This window comes from Ruegeria sp. CH2, assembly GCF_056537065.1.
Genome location: NZ_JBQFQV010000023.1, coordinates 1 through 18,463, shown reverse-complemented (window position 1 = coordinate 18,463; position 18,463 = coordinate 1). Strand labels below are relative to the sequence as shown.

Genomic DNA, 18,463 nt, shown 5'->3' with positions numbered 1-18,463 from the left:
AACATAAAGCTTGCGCCGAATCGATTGAGCATTTATTAACCGACCAGACGGTTAATGACTTGTGTTCCAACAGGAGACCCAATTGATGGACGCCTTCATCTGCGACGCAACCCGCACCCCGATTGGGCGGTATGGTGGTGCGCTTTCATCGGTTCGCACGGATGATCTGGCGGCTATCCCGCTGGCGGCCCTGATGGCGCGCAACCCGCAAGTCGACTGGACCAGTGTGGATGACGTCATTTATGGCGATGCCAACCAGGCAGGAGAGAGCAATCGCAACGTTGCCCGGATGGCGGCACTGCTTGCTGGATTGCCGACGGACGTGCCGGGAACAACGATAAACCGCTTGTGCGCCAGTGGTATGGATGCTGTCGGAATGGCGGCGCGTGGTATCAAGGCAGGCGATTATGATCTTGCTGTTGCGGGTGGCGTGGAAAGCATGTCGCGCGCACCGTTTGTAATGCCCAAAGCGACGTCGGCGTTTACGCGCAGCAATGCGGTTTACGACACCACGATTGGCTGGCGCTTTGTGAACCCAAGGCTAAAGCAGCAGTATGGCGTCGATTCCATGCCGCAAACGGCTGACAATGTCGCTGAAGATTATGGGATCAGCCGTGAAGACCAGGACGCCTTTGCCGCGCGCAGTCAGGCACGATGGGCTGCGGCGCACGCGGCAGGCGTGTTCCAAGAGGAAATCACACCGGTTTCAATTCCGCAGCGCAAGGGCGATCCGATTGTTGTCGATACGGATGAACATCCTCGCCCGGGAACCACAGCGGAAAAACTCTCGGGCCTCAAGGGTGTGAACGGGCCGGAGAAAACAGTGACCGCTGGGAATGCCTCGGGCGTGAATGACGGTGCCGCCGCGATCCTGATCGCGAATGAAGTGGCAGTGGCAAAGAATGGTTTGACCCCGATTGCCCGTGTGGTTGGTATGTCTGTCGCGGGCGTCGAGCCTCGGGTCATGGGTATTGGTCCGGTTCCTGCCAGCCGAAAGGTTTTGGCGCGCGCGGGGCTGAGCATCGACCAGATGGATGTGATCGAATTGAACGAGGCGTTTGCGTCGCAAGGTCTGGCAACGCTGCGAGAGCTTGGCCTGCCCGATGACGCAGCTCATGTGAACCCGAATGGCGGTGCAATCGCCCTTGGTCATCCATTGGGGATGAGCGGCGCCCGACTTGTGTTGACCGCAGCGTACCAACTGAAACGCACCAAAGGGCGCTATGCGCTTTGCACAATGTGCGTCGGCGTCGGGCAAGGCGCTGCACTTATTCTTGAACGCGTGTAACGGAGGAGACGGGACATGTATGCCCAGATGGTGGAATCCGAGGCGTCAAACGATGATCCTGAAAAGCTTGCTGAATTTCAGGCGCGGATCGACGCGGATATCAAGATCGAACCCAAGGACTGGATGCCTCAGGGGTATCGCAAGACGCTGATCCGCCAGATCGGACAGCACGCGCATTCCGAGATCGTCGGGCAATTGCCCGAAGGGAACTGGATCACACGTGCGCCGACGCTGCAACGCAAGGCGATCCTTCTGGCCAAGGTGCAGGATGAAGCCGGCCATGGGCTCTACCTGTATTGTGCGGCCGAAACACTGGGTGTCAGCCGCGATGAGATCACCGAGATGCTGCTGGATGGTCGCATGAAATACTCGTCGATCTTCAACTATCCGACCCTGAACTGGGCCGATATCGGCGCGGTTGGTTGGCTGGTTGACGGGGCGGCGATCATGAATCAGGTTCCGCTGCAGCGGACATCCTACGGGCCGTACTCACGCGCCATGATCCGCATCTGCAAGGAAGAAAGCTTCCATCAGCGCCAAGGCTATGACGCGATCCGCAAAATGGCCGAAGGCACGCCCGAGCAGCGCAAGATGGCGCAGGACGCGATGAATCGCTTCTGGTACCCGTCGTTGATGATGTTTGGACCGTCCGACAAGGATTCCGTCCACTCCGCGCAGTCGATGGCCTGGAAGATCAAGATCAACACCAATGATGAGCTGCGCCAGAAATTCGTCGACCAGACCGTCCCACAGGCCGAATATCTGGGACTGACAATCCCCGACCCGAACCTGAAGTGGAACGAAGAGCGCGGGCACTACGATTTCTCAGAGCCGGATTGGTCGGAATTCTTCGATGTGATCAAGGGCAACGGCCCCTGCAACGTCGACCGACTGGCGGCGCGCAACAAGGCCTGGGATGACGGCAAATGGGTGCGCGACGGGCTGTTGGCCCATGCGCGCAAGAAACAGGCCGGCAATCTGGCCGCCGAATAAGCTTACCCTGAGGAGGAAACCCGATGAATACCGAATGGCCCCTGTGGGAAATCTTCATCCGCGGTCAACATGGGATGAGCCACCGACATGTCGGCTCGCTGCATGCCCCGGACGCGGAAATGGCGATCAAGAATGCACGCGATGTTTACACCCGCCGCAACGAAGGCGTGTCGATTTGGGTGGTAGAAGCCAACAACATCTCGGCGTCGTCGCCCAGCGACAAAGGCCCGTTGTATGAACCCAGCGAAAGCAAAGTGTACCGCCACCCGACCTTTTTCGACATCCCCGAAGAAGTGGGGGCGATGTGATGACCCGCGACGAAGCGTTTCAGCAGTTCCTGCTGCGGATGGGGGACAATACCCTGATCCTGGGCCATCGCGTCAGTGAATGGTGCGGCCACGCGCCAGTGTTGGAGGAGGATATTGCACTGGCCAACACAGCGCTGGACCTGATTGGGCAGACCCAGATGTGGCTTGGCCTTGCCGGCGAGATAGGTGGCGGCAAAACCGCCGATGATCTGGCATTTCTGCGCGACGCGTGGGATTTCCGCAATGTGTTGCTGGTCGAGGTTCCGAATGGTGATTTCGGCCGCACCCTGATGCGCCAGTTCCTGTTCGATGCCTGGCATTCGATCATGCTCGGCCGTCTTCTGACATCCTCTGACGATCGTGTCGCCGCGATTGCTGCCAAAGCCAGCAAGGAAGTCGCCTATCATCTGGAGCGTTCGGCAGAAACGGTCGTAGGTCTGGGTGATGGAACCGAAGAAAGCCACACCCGGATGCAGGCAGCACTGGATTACCTCTGGCCCTATGTGGGCGAGATGTTTGTCAGCGATGACATCGACGCTCAGATGGCTGCGGCCGGGATTGCGCCGAACCCGGTCGATCTGCGCGAAGAATATGATGCGCTGGTCAAACGGGTTCTGGCCAAGGCGACATTGACCCTTCCGGAAAGCCGATTTGCCCACAAAGGCGGGCGGGACGGGCGCATGCATACAGAACACCTGGGGCACCTTTTGACCCAGATGCAGTGGTTGCAGCGCGCATACCCCGGTGCAAGCTGGTAACATGTGATGCAACGCCACTCGACCGACCAGATCTGGGATTGGCTGGATGCCGTACCGGATCCCGAGATTCCGGTAATCTCGGTTGTCGATCTCGGGATCGTGCGCGATGTGCGTTGGGATGCCGAAACGCTGCTCGTGACGGTCACACCAACCTATTCGGGCTGTCCGGCAACATCCGTCATCAGCATGGATATCGAAACCGCTTTGCACGATCACGGCGTCAAAGACGTGCGGATCGAAACCTGCATCTCTCCAGCCTGGACAACCGATTGGCTGAGCGAAAAAGGCCGCGCCAAGCTGGAAGAGTTTGGCATCGCCCCGCCACAACCGGCGGGCGGGCCAGAGCGCTGCCCGCATTGCGGCAGTAAAGCAGTTGAAAAGGTCAGCCAGTTCGGTTCGACCCCGTGCAAGGCCCATTGGCGCTGCACCGACTGTCTGGAACCCTTTGACTATTTCAAGTGCATCTGAGGAGGAGCACCGGATGGCACGTTTTCATGACCTGAAAGTCACCGACATCCACAAAACCATCCGCGATGCGGTTGTCGTGACGCTTGAGCCTGTCAACGGCGCGGCGGATCAGTTCGATTTCACCGCAGGCCAATACCTGACGTTTCGCCGCGACTTTGACGGAGAAGAGCTGCGCCGGTCCTACTCCATTTGTGCGGGCAAGGATGACGGGGTACTGCAAGTCGGGATCAAACGTGTCGACGGCGGCGCGTTCTCCAGTTGGGCCAATTCCGAGCTTAACGTCGGGGACGTTGTGCAGGCGATGCCACCGATGGGCAGCTTTCACACTCCGATCGATGCTGATGCGGAAAAGCAGTATCTCGGTTTCGCTGGCGGCTCTGGCATCACGCCGGTTCTGTCGATCCTGAAGACGACACTGACCCGCGAACCCAAATCCCGCTTTACGCTGATCTACGCCAACAAGGGCATCAACACGATCATGTTCCGCGAGGAGCTGGAAGACCTGAAGAACCTCTATATGGGCCGCCTGAACGTAATCCATATTCTTGAGGCGGATGCGCAGGAGATAGACCTGTTCACCGGTCTGGTGACGCAGGAAAAATGCGCTGACCTGTTCGAACATTGGGTCGATATCCAGAACGTGGACACAGCCTTTATCTGCGGCCCCGAGCCGATGATGCTGGGGATTGCTGCCGCGCTGCGCGCGCATGGTCTTGACGACAGGCAGATCAAGTTTGAACTCTTTGCCAGCGCTCAGCCGGGCCGGGCCAAACGCAAGGAAGGTGCGGCAGATGCGGGTACGCAGGCGAACCAAACCAGCGCATCAATCACTCTTGATGGGTCCACTCAGACGATAACTCTGCCCAAGGACCAATCCATTCTGGACGCAGCCTTGGAAAATGCCATGGACGCCCCTTACGCCTGCAAGGCCGGTGTCTGTTCAACCTGCCGCTGCCGCGTTCTGGAAGGCGAGGTCGAGATGCTCGCCAATCACGCGCTAGAGGATTACGAGGTTGAAAAAGGCTATGTGCTGAGCTGTCAGGCTTATCCGGTTACCGACCGCGTGGTCGTGGACTACGACCAGTAAAGGGAGAAGACCGATGACTGACACCATGACACTCGACAGCTATCTGGCCGCAGGCGGTGTGCTGACCAACCCAACCAATGTTCCGCCTCGCTACCGCGCCGAACTCATGAAGCTGATGGCCACGTTCGTGGACAGCGAACTTGCCGGTGCTGCCGGATTCGCCGACATCATTAATCAGGGGCCGGGCATCAAGGAACGGATCGCAGCCGCCAGAATTGTTCTTGAGAAAACGGATCACGCCGATCAGGTTCTCAGGATAATGGGTGAGTTTGGGGCCGATACCGAGAGATATGCCACACATCATCCGTGGACGGCTCGCTTGAATCGTGACGCAGATATCGGCGCGACCCGCAGCGCACATGACATGCGCCTTGCCGTATTCAATTATCCGATCTCGGGCTGGACCGACGCGGTCATCATGAACCTGCTGATGAGCCGTGCGGTCATGGAACAATTGGCCGAGTTTTCAATGGTTTCCTACCAACCGTTGGCTGAAGCTTTCCGCAGCATCGCCCCGGTCGAAGCCCATCATGGCGCGTTGGCGTTGGAAGGTGCTGTAAAGCTTTCCAGGAACGGAGAGACAGAGCAGATGCAGGACGCGGTTAACTATTGGTGGCCCCGTGTCGCTGTATCCTTTGGTGGCGATGATCTGAAACGGTTTGAGCTTCTGAAATCGCTGGGCTTGCGCCACAATGGCAACAACGCACTGAAAGAGCGTTGGGTTCAGACAGCAGGTGCCGCCGTGAAACAGCTGGGTCTGAAACCACCGGTCTAGTTCAGTGTGAACGCCAAAGGCGGGTTGAGAGGCAATTCCGGGCGTGGGCGATGTGAAACTCGCCCGGCGGTGCAAATCTCCGAATGCGGCCCGTTCATCCCCTTAGGTATTGTTGGTCCACCAGGTTCTGAGAACAATGACCTGACGTTTCACGCCGGCAGGTTGCGGTATTGGTTTTTTCCTCTTTTCATATCGGAGTGATTGCGCAAACTGAGCGTAATCAAGCGCCGGATTAAACTCACCAGAAGATAGTGCCTTGGCGGCCGTTCTGGCGCGAGCAGAGTTTGAGGACATCACCGCCACAACGCACCGGAAGGAACCGCCATGGATTTTGCCCCATCGCCGCGCGCCACGGAAATGTATGACCACCTGAAAGCGTTTATGGAGGCGCATATCTACCCGCGCATACGCGATCACAAAGAAGAAATGGCGGCAGGCGGTTTCCCGGTTTCGTTTATGGAAGATCTCAAGGCGTTGGCCCGGGCCGAAGGGTTGTGGAACTTGTTCCTGCCCAGCCTGCGCGACGATGAACCCGGCACCCGGCTGAGCAATCTGGAATACGCGCCGCTGGCCGAACTTATGGGGCAGGTGGCCTGGTCTTCGGAAGTGTTCAATTGCAGTGCGCCGGATACCGGCAATATGGAACTGTTGCACATGTTCGCCACCCCGGAACAGCGCGAGACATGGCTGGTGCCGCTGTTGAACGGTGAAATCCGATCCTCTTTTGCGATGACTGAACCGGATGTGGCCAGTTCGGACGCGACCAATATTACCACTTCGATACGGCGTGAGGGGGACGAATACGTCATCAATGGCCGCAAGTGGTTCATCACGAACGCCTGTCACCCGAACACCAGATTGTTTATCGTCATGGGTAAAACGGATCCCAATGCGGATCGGCACAAACAACAAAGCATGGTCATTGTCCCGAAGGACACGCCCGGTTTTGAGATTGTTCGCAACCCCACCATTCTGAACATGCACGACCCCGAAGGCCATGCCGAGCTGGTCTTCAAGGATGTGCGCGTTCCGGTCAGCAATCTTTTGGGCGAGGAAGGCAGCGGGTTCGCTCTGGCGCAGGCCCGGCTTGGTCCCGGTCGCATCCACCATTGCATGCGTTCGATCGGTGCGGCGGAAATGGCGCTTAACCTGATGGTCGAACGCGCGCAGGAACGGAAAGCGTTTGGCAAGCAGCTTGCAGAACAGGGCGTGATCCGCGAGTGGATCGCCAAATCCCGGTTAGAGATCGAACAGGCGCGGTTGCTGACCCTGAAAGCAGCCTGGAAGATTGATCAGGTGGGCGCCAAAGAAGCGTTCCGAGAGATTTCATTGATCAAGGTGGTGGCACCCAATGTGCATGCTGCTGTCACGGATCGTGCGATGCAGGTCTTTGGGGCGATGGGCATGACCCCGGATACACCGCTGGCCGACAGCTATACCTGGGCACGCGCGCTGCGATATGCGGATGGTCCGGACGAGGTGCATTTGCAGGCGATTGCCAAGCAAGAGTTGAAGAACTCGAATTTTGGCATGTCGGCCCAATGGCTGACCCCGCCATCGCGCTAGGCCCGGGGCGGCATCAGGTCTTGCGCGACCTGCTTTGTTTGAGCGTTAGAAACTGGGTATTTGTCCCGCGGCAGGGGGTAGGAAGCGAAGGACAGGACGTCCTGCGAAAATCCTACTGCCCTCTGACCTCGCGCACCCATGCGATGATGGTTTGGCGCGCTTCCACGTCCATTTGAACCGCTGAAGGCGGTGGCATGGCATGGCTGATCCCGGCCTGCAGGTAAATCTGGTCGGCGTGCCGGGCTACATCGCCCGGCGTTTCCAAATAAACTTTCTTCGGGGCCCATTTCATGGTGCCATAAACCGGCTCGCGGGCATGACACATCGAACAATTGCCCAGCACGGTGTCATAGGCTTCTTCAAACCCAGCAGCCGACGCAAATTTTTCTTCGTAAGGTGTCAATGCCCTTGCTTCGGCGTCCTCCCATGTCTCGCCGGTTCTGACAGAAGACAGCCATGCGATCACGATCATGAGGATGACAGTAACACCCCAGGTCCAGTGCGGCCCTTTCCCGGTTGCGTGCATCGTGTTGAAGTAGTGACGGATGGTCACGCCGGTCAGAAAGATCAGGCTGGCGATGATCCATGAATACTGGGTGCCAAAGGCCAGAGGATAGTGGTTCGACAGCATCAGGAACACGACAGGCAAGGTCAGGTAGTTGTTGTGCGTCGAACGCACCTTGGCGATTTTCCCATATTTGGCATCCGGCGTCCGACCGGCCTTGAGGTCTTCCACCACGATCCGCTGGTTGGGCATGATCTGGAAGAACACGTTGGCCGTCATGATGGTTGCGGTGAACGCACCCAGGTGCAAAAGCGCGGCACGACCGGTAAAAATCTGATTGTAACCCCAGGACATGGCCACCAGAATCAAGAACAACAACAGCATCAGCGCGGTGGGTTGCTCACTCAGGCGCGACTTGCACATCTGGTCGTAAAGCAGCCAGCCGATGGTCAGTGACCCGCCTGAAATCAATATCCCCTGCCACAACGCCAGATCCGCTTTGGTCGGATCAAGCAGGAACAACTCGCCCCCGACCCAATATATGATCATGAGCAAGGCCGCACCCGAAAGCCACGTCGTATAGCTCTGCCATTTGTGCCAGGTCAAGTGCTCGGGCATACGCGCGGGTGCGACAAGATATTTGACGGTGTGATAGAACCCGCCCCCGTGCACCTCCCACTCTTCGCCATAGGCCCCTTCTGGCAAGGCAGGGTTCGGCTTAAGCATCAGGTCGAGCGCGATAAAATAGAATGACGCGCCGATCCACGCCATCGCCGTGATCACATGCAGCCAGCGGACGGAAAAGGCCATCCACTCCCACAAAACAGCCAGGTCATACATGGCGTTGCTCCTACATATCCAAGTTCTTTGGCACTCTAGGCGACAGAGGTTTCATCGGGTATTGCTACGAAAGATCAAGCAGTATCAAAAATAACAATACAATGTCAGTCTACAGGATCACGCGGTGCAACGCTCAGCTGCCGCGATAGGTCGCGTAGCTGAAAGGCGAAAGTAGCAGCGGAACATGATAGTGGGCGTGTTCGGACATCCCGAACCGGATCGGGATCAAGTCCAGAAAACGCGGGCTTTCAGGTGGCACGCCAGTGGTGTCGAGGTATTCGCCCGCATGAAACATCAACTCGTATTCGCCCGTCGAGAACTCGGCCTCGGGAAGAATTTGTTCATTGGTGCGGCCGTCCTCGTTGGTGAGCAGAGTTTTCAGCAACGTGCGGTCTGTTCCGTTGATCCGGAACAACTCGATCTTCATCCCACTGGCAGGGCAGCCCCGCGCCGTATCCAGGACATGTGTTGTAAGGTAACCGGCCATTTGCACCTCTCGCTAAGCATTGCTGTTACTATTGCAATACCTTCGCGGCAGGCAAAGGCAGTCTGTCAAAAGACTGCTTACAGTATTTTTTGAAAAACATAGGTGATTGTTTGGGTTATTCGTCTTTTCAGCAAGAGGGAAATTGATGTGACGCGGTATCCACGAGACATGACCGGCTATGGCCGGCAAGTGCCAAACGCAAACTGGCCAAACGGGGCCAAAATCGCAGTTCAGATTGTCCTGAACTATGAGGAAGGCGGCGAGAACAACGTTTTGCACGGGGATGCCGCATCCGAGGCGTTTCTTTCCGAAATCACCGGTGCGGCCCCTTGGCCGGGGCAAAGGCACTGGAACATGGAATCCATTTACGAATACGGCAGCCGCACAGGGTTCTGGCGGGTGCATCGGCTTTTGCAGGACCTTCCTGTCACGGTTTATGGCGTTGCCACAGCATTAGCCCGTGCACCGGAGCAGGTTGCGGCGATGAAGGCCGCAGGCTGGGAGATTGCCAGCCATGGCCTGAAATGGGTTGAGCACAAGGACATGGACGCGGAAGAAGAACGCGCCCAGATCCGTGAGGCGATCCGGCTTCATACCGAGGTCGTCGGCAAGCCCCCGCGTGGCTGGTACACGGGCCGCTGTTCGATGAACACGGTCGATCTGGCCGCCGCCGAAGGCGAGCTGGCCTATATTGCCGACAGCTATGCCGACGACTTGCCCTATTGGGTCAAGGCCGGTGGCAAGGATCAGTTGATCGTGCCCTACACGATGGATTGCAACGATATGCGGTTTGCAATTCAGGCGGGCTATACCAACGGCGAACAGTTTGAAAGCTATCTCAAGGACAGCTTCGACATGCTTTATGCCGAAGGCCAAGCGGGCGTGCCGAAGATGCTTTCGATCGGACTGCATTGCCGCCTCATCGGCCGCCCTGGTCGCGCCATGGCCCTGAAACGCGCACTCGACCACTTCAAGAAACATGACGGGGTCTGGTTTGCCACCCGCGAACAAATCGCTGATCATTGGGCGCAAATGCATCCGCCAAGTCAACGGCTGACCCCGTCGGAAATGGACCAGCCAACCTTTGTCGCCGAATTTGGCGGCGTGTTCGAACACAGCCCGTGGATTGCCCAAGCGGCCTTTGATCTGGAGCTGGGTCCCACGCATGACAATGCCGCAGGGGTTCACAATGCTCTGGCGCGCGTATTCCGATCTGCCACAGCCGAGCAGCGGCTTGGCGTCCTGACAGCCCACCCGGATCTGGCAGGCAAACTTGCTGCTGCGGGTCGTCTGACCAAGGAAAGCACGGCAGAACAGGCCGGAGCAGGTCTCGACATGCTGACGGATGAAGAGCGTGCGACCTTCACGGCCTTGAACGACACCTACACGACCAAGTTCGGCTTTCCTTTTATCATTGCGGTCAAGGACAACACCAAAGCAACCATTCTGGAGGCTTTTCGCCGTCGGATAGACAGTGATCGAGACACCGAATTCGCCGAGGCCTGCCGTCAGGTCGAACGGATTGCCGAGTTGCGGCTGATCGAGAAATTCGCGCAATGACATCCACGCTGAAACTCCGGCCACTGACCGCCGAGGTCTTTGCACCGTTCGGCGATGTCATCGAAGTGTCTGGCGCGGTGGACAAATACATCAATCAGGGAAAATGCGCGCGATACCATGATCGCGCCCAACTGGATTTCCATGAGGGGCGCGCAGGGATCAGCGTTTTCCAATCCCAGGCCTTCGACCTGCCCATCAAACTTGAAATGGTCGAGCGTCATCCCGACGGCAGCCAGGCCTTTCTACCGCTTTCAGATAAACCCTTTGTCGTTGTCGTAGCGCCCGACAACGCGGGTGTACCGGGTGAGCCGGTTGCATTCATGACCGCGCCCGGACAGGGCGTGAATTATCATCGGAACACCTGGCACGGGGTACTGACACCGCTTCATCCCCCCGGGTTGTTCGCCGTGGTCGACCGAATAGGAAACGGGCCCAACCTTGAGGAATATTGGTTCCAGAACGCCTACACGATCACTGAATAAGGGACATTGCCGGAAGAGGGGCCGGTCCACGTAGTTTTTTTGGGAGGAAAAACGCGATGTCAGATGCAACTTTAGGGACGCCGGAGCAGCTCCGCGACCCGAACTACACCCCGCCAATTCTGAAGGCGGTCCCTTTGGGAATTCAACACGTGCTGGCGATGTTCGTTTCCAACGTCACGCCAGCCATCATCGTTTGCGGTGCGGCGGGTTTCGGGTTTGGTTCAAACAGCCCCGATTTCCCGCAGATGATTTACATGATCCAGATGTCGATGTTCTTTGCGGGCGTTGCGACACTGTTCCAGACCATTGGGCTGGGGCCTGTTGGCGCCCGCCTGCCAATCGTGCAGGGAACGTCGTTTGCCTTTATTCCGATCATGATCCCGTTGGTGGTTGGAAAGGGCGTTGACGCGATTGCTGTATTGATGGGTGGTATAGTCGTAGGCGGCCTGTTTCATGCCAGCCTTGGGTTGTTCATTGGCCGAATTCGCTTTGCGCTTCCGCCCTTGGTTACCGGTCTTGTCGTGACCATGATCGGGCTTGCGCTTGTCAAGGTCGGCGTCCAGTACGCCGCAGGGGGTGTACCCGCCATCGGTACCGAAGAATACGGCTCTGGTCTGAACTGGCTCATGGCCGGAACTGTGATTGTTGTTACGCTGGGCCTGAAGTTTTTCGCCCGCGGTATGTTGTCGGTGTCGGCGGTTCTGATTGGCCTGTTGGTCGGATATGTTGTGGCATTCGCACTGGGTCAGGTAAATTTGGGCAATGTTGGGCGCGCGGCTCCGTTTGCAATGCCGAACCCATTTCACTTCGGTATCGAGTTTTCATTCGCGGCGATCATCGGGTTTTGTGCGATGTCCTTTGTATCGGCTGTAGAAACGGTCGGGGATGTGTCCGGTATCACCAAGGGGGGCGCGGGACGCGAGGCAACCGACAAGGAAATTCAGGGCGCGACTTTTGCCGATGGTCTTGGAACTGCGGTATCAGGCGTCTTTGGGGCCCTGCCGAACACGTCGTTCAGTCAGAACGTTGGCCTGATCGCCATGACCGGTGTCATGAGCCGCACGGTCGTAACCATAGGTGCCCTGTTCCTGATCATATGCGGGCTTATCCCCAAGATCGGCGCGGTGATCTCATCCGTTCCGATCGAGGTTCTGGGCGGTGGTGTGATCGTGATGTTCGGTATGGTGGTTGCAGCCGGTGTCTCGATGCTGTCGGACGTGACGTGGAATCGCCGCAACATGGTGATCTTTGCGATTTCACTCAGCCTTGGTCTGGGCTTGCAGTTAGAGCCCGGCGCTTTACAGCATCTGCCCGGAACTCTCAAAGTTCTGGCGACATCCGGGATCTTGCCTGCTGCGATCATTGCCATTGTCCTGAATCTGGTTCTGCCCGAAGAGCTTTCGGATGAAGCGACGGAAGAGGTGTCCGGTGGAATGGCAGGCCACGGGCTGGGCTCTATCGAACAGGACGATCACGTCTGACCGGTTCGGCCCGGACTTGTAAATGAATAAGCGGCGCACTGAGCGCGCCGCTTTTTGATTTCAGGTCTGGCAGGCTTGCCCATCGCTCACATATGTAACGCGTTACTCGACGCCCGCCTTGGCGACCACAAGGGGATGTCGTCAGAAATCGACCTCAATCGCGATGCCTTTCTGTACGGCCAGCTCGACAACAGATGCAGCAACCGCCAGATCCTGAAGACCGACGCCTGTGCCATCGAACAAGGTGATCTGATCGTCTGATGTTCGGCCCGGATTCGTTCCGTTGATGACCGCACCCAACTGGATCAGGTCACTTTCTCTGATCAGGCCCTGTGCCACGGCGTGTTGCGCCTCGCCAATCGAAATTGACTGTGCGATTTCATCTGTGAATACGGATGCTTTGGCCAACAACGCCGCCTCGACTTCCTGCTTGCCCTTGGTGTCCGTTCCCATGCACGCGATATGCGTTCCGGGGCTCACATGGTTTGCCATCAGCGATGGTGCAAAAGCCGAGGTGATCGAGATTATGACATCCGCCTCGGTCATGCCATCAAGTTCGACCGCTTCAAACGGAACACCGGCTTCATTGGCGACCTTTTCAATGTTCGGCAACATCTCGGGATGGTAGTTCCAGCCAAGGACCTTTTCAAAGGTGTGGGTCTCCAGCGCTGACCGAAGCTGAAAGGTTGCCTGATGCCCGGCCCCGATCATACCGATCACCCGCGCGTCCGCACGGGCAAGGTGCTTGATGGATACAGAAGAGGCCGCCGCAGTGCGCAAGGCCGTCAAAAGGTTGCCGCCAATCATCGCTGACGGTTTTCCGGTGTCAGGGTCAAAAAGAAAAACAGTGGACTGGTGATTGATCAATCCGCGCTTTTCCAGGTTATTTGGCCAATACCCGCCGGCCTTCAGGCCCAGTGTCAGCCCGGCGCGGTCAAACCCGCCTTTAAAGCCGTACAGGGCGTCCTCATGTCCGATGGCTTCGCGCACGACAGGAAAGTTATAGGCGTCCCCTGCAGCCATGGAGGCAAAGACCTGTTCGACGGCTTCAAAGGCCGCGTCGCGGGTCATGAGGTTGGCGATTTCGCGCTCGGGTACGATCAGCATGTCATTCTCCACTTGGAATTCGTGCGCCCGTGCGATTCACCGACAAAAGCGGGCGCGCACGGGCGACTGTCCGGCCATGTTTGGCCGGCGGTTTGTTCTTTGAGCATTCAAGCTCAGTACGCGCGGCCGCGGGCTGACACCGGCCAAACGCATTCGACCTTGCCATTCCGGACGCCCACATACCAATCGTGCACGTTTGCAGTTGGGTCACAGTGCCCTGGCACCAGTTTCAGCTTGTCATTGACCTTGAGCGCCCCGCTCGGATCCATCACGACGCCATGTTCATCCGAGCATTTGATGTATTCGACATCGTCACGCCCGAAAACAACAGGCAGACCGCTATCCACCGACTGCGCCTTCAGACCCGCATCGACAATCGCCTTGTCCGCCTTGGCATGGCTCATGACGCTGGTCAGGATGAAGAATGCGTTCTCCCACTCGCCCTGGTCGATCCGGTTGCCGTTCTCATCCAGGATGCGACCGTAATCGGCATCCATGAACGCATAAGACCCGCATTGCAGCTCATTATACACGCCCGAGTTGGATTCGAAGTAGTAAGACCCCGTACCGCCGCCCGAAACCAGCTCACACTCGATACCCTCGGCTTTAAGGCCGTCTACCGCGTCTTTGACCATCGCGATGGCGGTATCCAGTTTTTCCTTGCGTGCCTCATAGCTGTCGAGGTGTTGCATGGCGCCCTGATAGGCCTGAATTCCGCTGAATTTCAAGTTGTCTGCAGCCTCAACCGCCTTGGCGATTTCAATCACTTCGGGCGTCGTTGTGACCCCGCACCGCCCTGCGCCGCAATCGATTTCCACGAAGACTTCCAGCTGTGTTCCATGCCGGACTGCCGCCGCCGAAAGGTCGGCGACATTTTCCAGATCGTCGACACACACGATAATGCGGCTGCCCAGCTTTGGCAGGCGTGCGAGGCGGTCAATTTTGGCCGGGTCACGCACCTGGTTCGAAACCAGAACGTCCTTGATCCCACCACGAACGAAAACTTCGGCCTCGGAAACTTTCTGGCAGCAGACACCAACGGCACCACCGATTTTTTCTTGCAGCTTGGCCACGTCAACCGACTTGTGCATTTTACCATGCACGCGGTGACGCATCCCGTGCGCCTTGGCATAATCGCCCATCTTCCTGATGTTGCGTTCAAGCGCGTCGAGATCCAAAATCAGGCTGGGTGTCTGGATATCTGCTTCGTCCATGCCGGGCTTGGCCGGAATATCGTAACCTACTTCGAACTGGTCGAGAGTGCTCATATCTTTCATCTCCGTAATCCTATACCGGGATAGTTTTTTGTTGGGGTGTATTCAGACATTCATCCAGGGCAGCCGGTCCAGATCGACATTGCCACCTGTAACAATCACTCCGACACGCTTGCCCTTGAAGGCGTCCGGGTTTTTGAGAACCGTGGCCAGCGGAACGGCCGAAGATGGCTCCATCACAATCCGCAGGTGCTTCCATGTCAGTTTCATCGCATCGATGATCTCTTGCTCGGAGGCTGTGTAAATCTCTGAGACGTGGTTTGAAATGAAATGCCAGGTGAGATCCTTCAGCGGCACCAGCAACCCGTCAGCAATCGTCTTTGGCGCATCATCCGCGATGATATGACCGGCCTTGAAGCTGCGATAGGCGTCGTCTGCCTGTTCAGGTTCTGCCGCTATGATTGCTGTTTCTGGGGCCAGATTGGACAGGGTCAAACAGGTTCCGGATACCATGCCACCGCCGCCGATTGGCGCGACGACTGCGTCCAGACCGTCGGTCTGCTCGATAAACTCGCGCGAACAGGTGCCTTGGCCGGCGATGACCCGAGGATCGTTGTAGGGGTGAACAAAGTCACCGCCCGTAGCCGCCTGAACCTCGGCAAATGTCGCTTCGCGCGACGAGGTGGAAGGTTCGCATTCTGTAATCTTCCCTCCATAACGGCGGACCGTGTCCTTCTTTGCTTGCGGCGCTGTCCGCGGCATGACCACGTTGCAGGGAATGCCCCGTTTCATCGCCGCATAAGACAGGCACGAGGCGTGATTGCCCGAAGAATGGGTGGCGACACCTTTTTCGGCCTGTTTCTCATCCAGCCCAAAAACCGCATTGGTGGCACCTCGTACCTTGAAAGCGCCCGGTTCCTGAAAGTTTTCGCATTTGAAGAACAGCTGCGCGCCTGACAGTTCGTTGAGAAAGTCCGAGGTTCGCACCGGGGTGCGGCGGATATGGGGTTTGATCCGGTCATGTGCCGCAAGCATGTCTTCATAGGTTGGGATATACATTGTGCAATCCTTCATCATGCCGCGTTCTTCTGAACGGAACCGGGATGGCCACGATAGTATTCCTGTGCGGCGGCAACTCCGGACCCCAGGTCGATGTTCAGGCCCAGGTCAACCATGCACATCTCAGCAGTGGCGATCCCGGACAGAGCCATGACATCCGTCAGGCTGCCCAGATGCCCGATCCGGAACACCTTGCCCGCGACCTCACCAAGGCCCACGCCAAAGGCAACGCCGTATTTTTCAGCTGCGTGCGTGACAATATCCGTCGCGTTGAAGCCGTTCGGCATGCGGATTGCGCTTACGGTATCGGAATAGACCGCCGGGCTGCTGGCACAAAGCTCCAGCCCCCACGCCCCCACAGCGGCACGGACCCCTTCGGCAATCCGGTGGTGTCGGGCGAAAACGTTCTCCAGACCTTCACTCAACAGCATAGAGCAGGCTTGATTGAGGCCATTCATCAACCCAACAGCGGGTGTATAGGGATAAGCATTGATGGCGTATCCCTTGGTCATGTCCCGCACGTCAAAGAATGTGCGGGGCAGGGTGCCGGTTTTGGTTGCTTCCATCGCTTTCTGGCTGAAACCGACGATGGCAAGGCCAGCGGGCAACATGAAACCCTTCTGCGACCCGGTAACGGCAACATCCACGCCCCATTCATCAAACCGGAAATCCATCGACGCGATTGATGAAACGCCATCAACAAACAGCAGGGCGGGGTGTTGCGCGGCGGTCAGCGCCCTGCGCACAGCAGCGATATCCGACTTCACGCCAGTTGCCGTCTCATTATGCGTGGCTAGAACCGCCTTGATCTCATGGTTTTTGTCGGCGGTAAGGATTTCTTCGTACCGGTCAGCCGGCAACCCATCGCCCCACGGGGTTTCGACGATCTCAACATTCAGCCCATGGCGTTGGCACATATCGATCCAGCGATGGCTGAACATGCCGTTGCGGGCCACCAGAACCTTGTCACCTGCGGACAGCGTATTGGTCAGGGCGGTTTCCCAGCCCCCGGTGCCGGTCGACGGGAAAATGAAGACTTCGGCACTGTCGCTTATCAGAATTTTCCGAACGCCCGCGCGCGCAGGATGCAGGATTTGCCCGAACAATGGCGAACGGTGGTCGATCGTGGGCATATCGCACGCCTTGCGCAGGCTTTCCGGGATGTTCGTCGGGCCAGGGATGAAAACGGGGTTTTGAAAGCTCATGGATGGTCTCCTTCCGTCCTTGCCAGCACAATAAGTATCAGCGATCCAATTGGAAATTTTTTTGAAAACGTATTTCAAAATTTATCTACCGAGATTTAACTTATAGTTGTCAGTGAGTTATATTTTTCATATCCTGAAATAGTCTTTCATAAATGATCAGAGGGTTTTTATGGAATCGCAAGACAATGACCCGAAGCTCCGTCGCAAAGCCCGGGGAAGGCCGCGGGGGTGGGATGACAAAACCGCGCAGAATACGATCAAATCACTGGATCGGGCGATGGAGGTTTTCGAGTATCTGAGCCAGGCCCAAGGCAAAGCGCTTACTGAACTTTCAGATGAAATGCGCCAGGCACCGGCCACTGTTTATCGTATCCTCGTGACGTTGCAGGGCAGGGGCCTGGTCGAGTTCGACTATGAAGAACAGGTTTGGCACATTGGCCCGCAGGCGTTTGTGATCGGCTCGCGGTTTCTGCGCCGTACCAGTCTGGTGGAACGGGCAAGGCCGATCATGCGCAAGCTGATGGAAACCACGAGCGAGACCGCCAATTTGGGAATTGAGAAAGAAGGTCTGGTGCTGTTCCTGAGCCAGGTTGAAACACATGAAAGCATCCGGGCGTTTTTTCCCCCCGGCACATTGTCACCCATGCACGCGTCGGGCATCGGAAAAGCGTTGTTGGCCCATATGGACGAAGACAGATTGAACCGAAGGTTGGCCGCCGCGAATTTACAGGCTTTTACGGATCAGTCGATTACCAGCCCCGAGGCGTTGAAGAAAGATCTTGCAGCCATCAGATTGCGGGGTTTTTCCGTGGACAACGAAGAAAAGACTACAGGTATGCGATGCATTGCAGCACCCGTTTTCGATATGAACAGAGAGGCGGTCGCAGGGCTTTCCGTGTCCGGGCCAACCAGCCGCGTGGGAGCAACCGAAATCGAACGGCTGAGCCGCCCGGTGATGGAAGCCGCGCGCCAGTTGACGCTGGCTATTGGTGGGACAGTGGTGTCTCCGCAACCCTAAGGTTTTGCCGCCAAATTGCGGCGAATGCTGACCCCAGATCCGTCTGCCGCGCCACAACACCAACGCGCGGAAATGTGCCTCGCAAACAAAAACTGAAACGCGATTCAGATGTACCCATCTCCGGTCACCCGATTTTCAGCACCCCCTTATTATTCTGCGACTTTTTGTTTGTGTTTGTGTTTATTGAACTGTTGGTCGAAGAGGTTTTTGAAGGGTCCGTTTTTCTGCATGAGTTGGTCGAGGTTTCCCTGTTCGGCGATAG

18 protein-coding genes are annotated in these 18,463 nt (G+C 57.2%); 12 read left to right on the top strand and 6 right to left on the bottom strand.

Annotated features, from left to right (window positions below; translation table 11 throughout):
• Window positions 1–85 precede the first annotated feature (85 nt).
• From pcaF to ACR0M9_RS19690, 8 genes are all read left to right on the top strand, one after another.
• Window positions 86–1,288, top strand: a complete 1,203-nt coding sequence (pcaF, locus tag ACR0M9_RS19725) for a 3-oxoadipyl-CoA thiolase (RefSeq protein WP_480774443.1) — start codon at window positions 86–88, stop codon at window positions 1,286–1,288.
• Window positions 1,289–1,303: 15 nt separating this feature from the next.
• Window positions 1,304–2,281, top strand: a complete 978-nt coding sequence (paaA, locus tag ACR0M9_RS19720) for a 1,2-phenylacetyl-CoA epoxidase subunit PaaA (protein ID WP_480476985.1) — start codon at window positions 1,304–1,306, stop codon at window positions 2,279–2,281.
• Between the two features lie 23 nt (window positions 2,282–2,304).
• Entirely contained in the window at window positions 2,305–2,589 is a 285-nt protein-coding gene (gene paaB, locus ACR0M9_RS19715) for a 1,2-phenylacetyl-CoA epoxidase subunit PaaB (protein WP_209507558.1), read from the top strand.
• Window positions 2,589–3,347 (top strand): 1,2-phenylacetyl-CoA epoxidase subunit PaaC, encoded by a 759-nt coding sequence (gene paaC, locus ACR0M9_RS19710; protein ID WP_480774442.1) that lies wholly within the window; start codon window positions 2,589–2,591, stop codon window positions 3,345–3,347. The genes paaB and paaC overlap by 1 nt, the downstream gene beginning before the upstream one ends.
• A 6-nt stretch (window positions 3,348–3,353) precedes the next feature.
• The gene (gene paaD, locus ACR0M9_RS19705; RefSeq protein WP_480559101.1) at window positions 3,354–3,815 is read left to right on the top strand and encodes a 1,2-phenylacetyl-CoA epoxidase subunit PaaD; all 462 of its coding nucleotides are present in this window, start codon (window positions 3,354–3,356) and stop codon (window positions 3,813–3,815) included.
• Between the two features lie 13 nt (window positions 3,816–3,828).
• Window positions 3,829–4,902 carry a 2Fe-2S iron-sulfur cluster-binding protein gene (locus tag ACR0M9_RS19700; protein WP_209597434.1) on the top strand — a complete coding sequence of 358 codons (1,074 nt, stop codon included), beginning with the start codon at window positions 3,829–3,831 and terminating at the stop codon, window positions 4,900–4,902.
• Between the two features lie 13 nt (window positions 4,903–4,915).
• A complete protein-coding gene (locus tag ACR0M9_RS19695) occupies window positions 4,916–5,677 on the top strand; it encodes a Phenylacetic acid catabolic protein (RefSeq protein ID WP_480588995.1) in 762 nt (253 codons plus the stop codon).
• Between the two features lie 324 nt (window positions 5,678–6,001).
• A complete protein-coding gene (locus ACR0M9_RS19690) occupies window positions 6,002–7,243 on the top strand; it encodes an acyl-CoA dehydrogenase family protein (protein ID WP_480507706.1) in 1,242 nt (413 codons plus the stop codon).
• 112 nt (window positions 7,244–7,355) lie between these two features.
• Here the strand turns inward: ACR0M9_RS19690 and ACR0M9_RS19685 are convergent, their stop codons facing one another.
• Complete coding sequence (locus ACR0M9_RS19685; RefSeq protein ID WP_480484850.1) at window positions 7,356–8,588, bottom strand: urate hydroxylase PuuD; 1,233 nt, start codon at window positions 8,586–8,588, stop codon at window positions 7,356–7,358.
• Between the two features lie 133 nt (window positions 8,589–8,721).
• Window positions 8,722–9,075, bottom strand: a complete 354-nt coding sequence (gene uraH / locus ACR0M9_RS19680) for a hydroxyisourate hydrolase (RefSeq protein ID WP_480489200.1) — start codon at window positions 9,073–9,075, stop codon at window positions 8,722–8,724.
• Between the two features lie 147 nt (window positions 9,076–9,222).
• Between uraH and puuE the strand changes: the two genes are divergently transcribed.
• Genes puuE through ACR0M9_RS19665 form a run of 3 tightly spaced genes read left to right on the top strand, consistent with a single transcriptional unit; the run spans window position 9,223 to window position 12,598 of the window.
• Window positions 9,223–10,635, top strand: a complete 1,413-nt coding sequence (gene puuE, locus ACR0M9_RS19675; RefSeq protein WP_480489198.1) for an allantoinase PuuE — start codon at window positions 9,223–9,225, stop codon at window positions 10,633–10,635.
• On the top strand, window positions 10,632–11,117 hold the full coding sequence (locus ACR0M9_RS19670) for an ureidoglycolate lyase (protein WP_480774441.1): 486 nt from the start codon (window positions 10,632–10,634) through the stop codon (window positions 11,115–11,117). The genes puuE and ACR0M9_RS19670 overlap by 4 nt, the downstream gene beginning before the upstream one ends.
• A 56-nt stretch (window positions 11,118–11,173) precedes the next feature.
• Entirely contained in the window at window positions 11,174–12,598 is a 1,425-nt protein-coding gene (locus ACR0M9_RS19665) for a uracil-xanthine permease family protein (RefSeq protein ID WP_480507713.1), read from the top strand.
• 141 nt (window positions 12,599–12,739) lie between these two features.
• On the opposite strand, the gene bhcD is transcribed toward ACR0M9_RS19665, so the two are convergent.
• From bhcD to bhcA, 4 genes are all read right to left on the bottom strand, one after another.
• Complete coding sequence (bhcD, locus tag ACR0M9_RS19660; protein WP_480774440.1) at window positions 12,740–13,705, bottom strand: iminosuccinate reductase BhcD; 966 nt, start codon at window positions 13,703–13,705, stop codon at window positions 12,740–12,742.
• Window positions 13,706–13,818: 113 nt separating this feature from the next.
• Window positions 13,819–14,982, bottom strand: a complete 1,164-nt coding sequence (gene bhcC, locus ACR0M9_RS19655) for a 3-hydroxy-D-aspartate aldolase BhcC (protein ID WP_267366574.1) — start codon at window positions 14,980–14,982, stop codon at window positions 13,819–13,821.
• A gap of 42 nt (window positions 14,983–15,024) precedes the next feature.
• Window positions 15,025–15,993, bottom strand: a complete 969-nt coding sequence (gene bhcB / locus ACR0M9_RS19650; RefSeq protein WP_480774451.1) for a beta-hydroxyaspartate dehydratase BhcB — start codon at window positions 15,991–15,993, stop codon at window positions 15,025–15,027.
• Window positions 15,993–17,183: an L-aspartate--glyoxylate aminotransferase BhcA gene (gene bhcA, locus ACR0M9_RS19645; RefSeq protein ID WP_480774439.1), complete on the bottom strand. Its 1,191-nt coding sequence runs from the start codon at window positions 17,181–17,183 to the stop codon at window positions 15,993–15,995. Before bhcA ends, bhcB begins: the two co-directional genes overlap by 1 nt.
• A 169-nt stretch (window positions 17,184–17,352) precedes the next feature.
• On the opposite strand from bhcA, the gene bhcR reads away from it, so the two are divergent.
• On the top strand, window positions 17,353–18,201 hold the full coding sequence (gene bhcR / locus ACR0M9_RS19640; protein WP_480484842.1) for an HTH-type transcriptional regulator BhcR: 849 nt from the start codon (window positions 17,353–17,355) through the stop codon (window positions 18,199–18,201).
• Window positions 18,202–18,463: the final 262 nt, after the last annotated feature.

What these genes read in the sequence shown, in the direction of transcription:
- paaC (WP_480774442.1), top strand. Translation starts at nt 2,589, where the DNA reads ATGACCCGCGACGAAGCGTTTCAGCAGTTCCTGCTGCGGATGGGGGAC.
- ACR0M9_RS19695 (WP_480588995.1), top strand. Translation starts at nt 4,916, where the DNA reads ATGACTGACACCATGACACTCGACAGCTATCTGGCCGCAGGCGGTGTG.
- bhcA (WP_480774439.1), bottom strand. Translation starts at nt 17,183, where the DNA reads ATGAGCTTTCAAAACCCCGTTTTCATCCCTGGCCCGACGAACATCCCG.
- bhcC (WP_267366574.1), bottom strand. Translation starts at nt 14,982, where the DNA reads ATGAAAGATATGAGCACTCTCGACCAGTTCGAAGTAGGTTACGATATT.
- uraH (WP_480489200.1), bottom strand. Translation starts at nt 9,075, where the DNA reads ATGGCCGGTTACCTTACAACACATGTCCTGGATACGGCGCGGGGCTGC.
- bhcR (WP_480484842.1), top strand. Translation starts at nt 17,353, where the DNA reads ATGGAATCGCAAGACAATGACCCGAAGCTCCGTCGCAAAGCCCGGGGA.
- ACR0M9_RS19670 (WP_480774441.1), top strand. Translation starts at nt 10,632, where the DNA reads ATGACATCCACGCTGAAACTCCGGCCACTGACCGCCGAGGTCTTTGCA.
- ACR0M9_RS19690 (WP_480507706.1), top strand. Translation starts at nt 6,002, where the DNA reads ATGGATTTTGCCCCATCGCCGCGCGCCACGGAAATGTATGACCACCTG.
- bhcB (WP_480774451.1), bottom strand. Translation starts at nt 15,993, where the DNA reads ATGAAGGATTGCACAATGTATATCCCAACCTATGAAGACATGCTTGCG.
- ACR0M9_RS19685 (WP_480484850.1), bottom strand. Translation starts at nt 8,588, where the DNA reads ATGTATGACCTGGCTGTTTTGTGGGAGTGGATGGCCTTTTCCGTCCGC.
- ACR0M9_RS19700 (WP_209597434.1), top strand. Translation starts at nt 3,829, where the DNA reads ATGGCACGTTTTCATGACCTGAAAGTCACCGACATCCACAAAACCATC.
- ACR0M9_RS19665 (WP_480507713.1), top strand. Translation starts at nt 11,174, where the DNA reads ATGTCAGATGCAACTTTAGGGACGCCGGAGCAGCTCCGCGACCCGAAC.
- paaA (WP_480476985.1), top strand. Translation starts at nt 1,304, where the DNA reads ATGTATGCCCAGATGGTGGAATCCGAGGCGTCAAACGATGATCCTGAA.
- paaB (WP_209507558.1), top strand. Translation starts at nt 2,305, where the DNA reads ATGAATACCGAATGGCCCCTGTGGGAAATCTTCATCCGCGGTCAACAT.
- paaD (WP_480559101.1), top strand. Translation starts at nt 3,354, where the DNA reads ATGCAACGCCACTCGACCGACCAGATCTGGGATTGGCTGGATGCCGTA.
- bhcD (WP_480774440.1), bottom strand. Translation starts at nt 13,705, where the DNA reads ATGCTGATCGTACCCGAGCGCGAAATCGCCAACCTCATGACCCGCGAC.
- pcaF (WP_480774443.1), top strand. Translation starts at nt 86, where the DNA reads ATGGACGCCTTCATCTGCGACGCAACCCGCACCCCGATTGGGCGGTAT.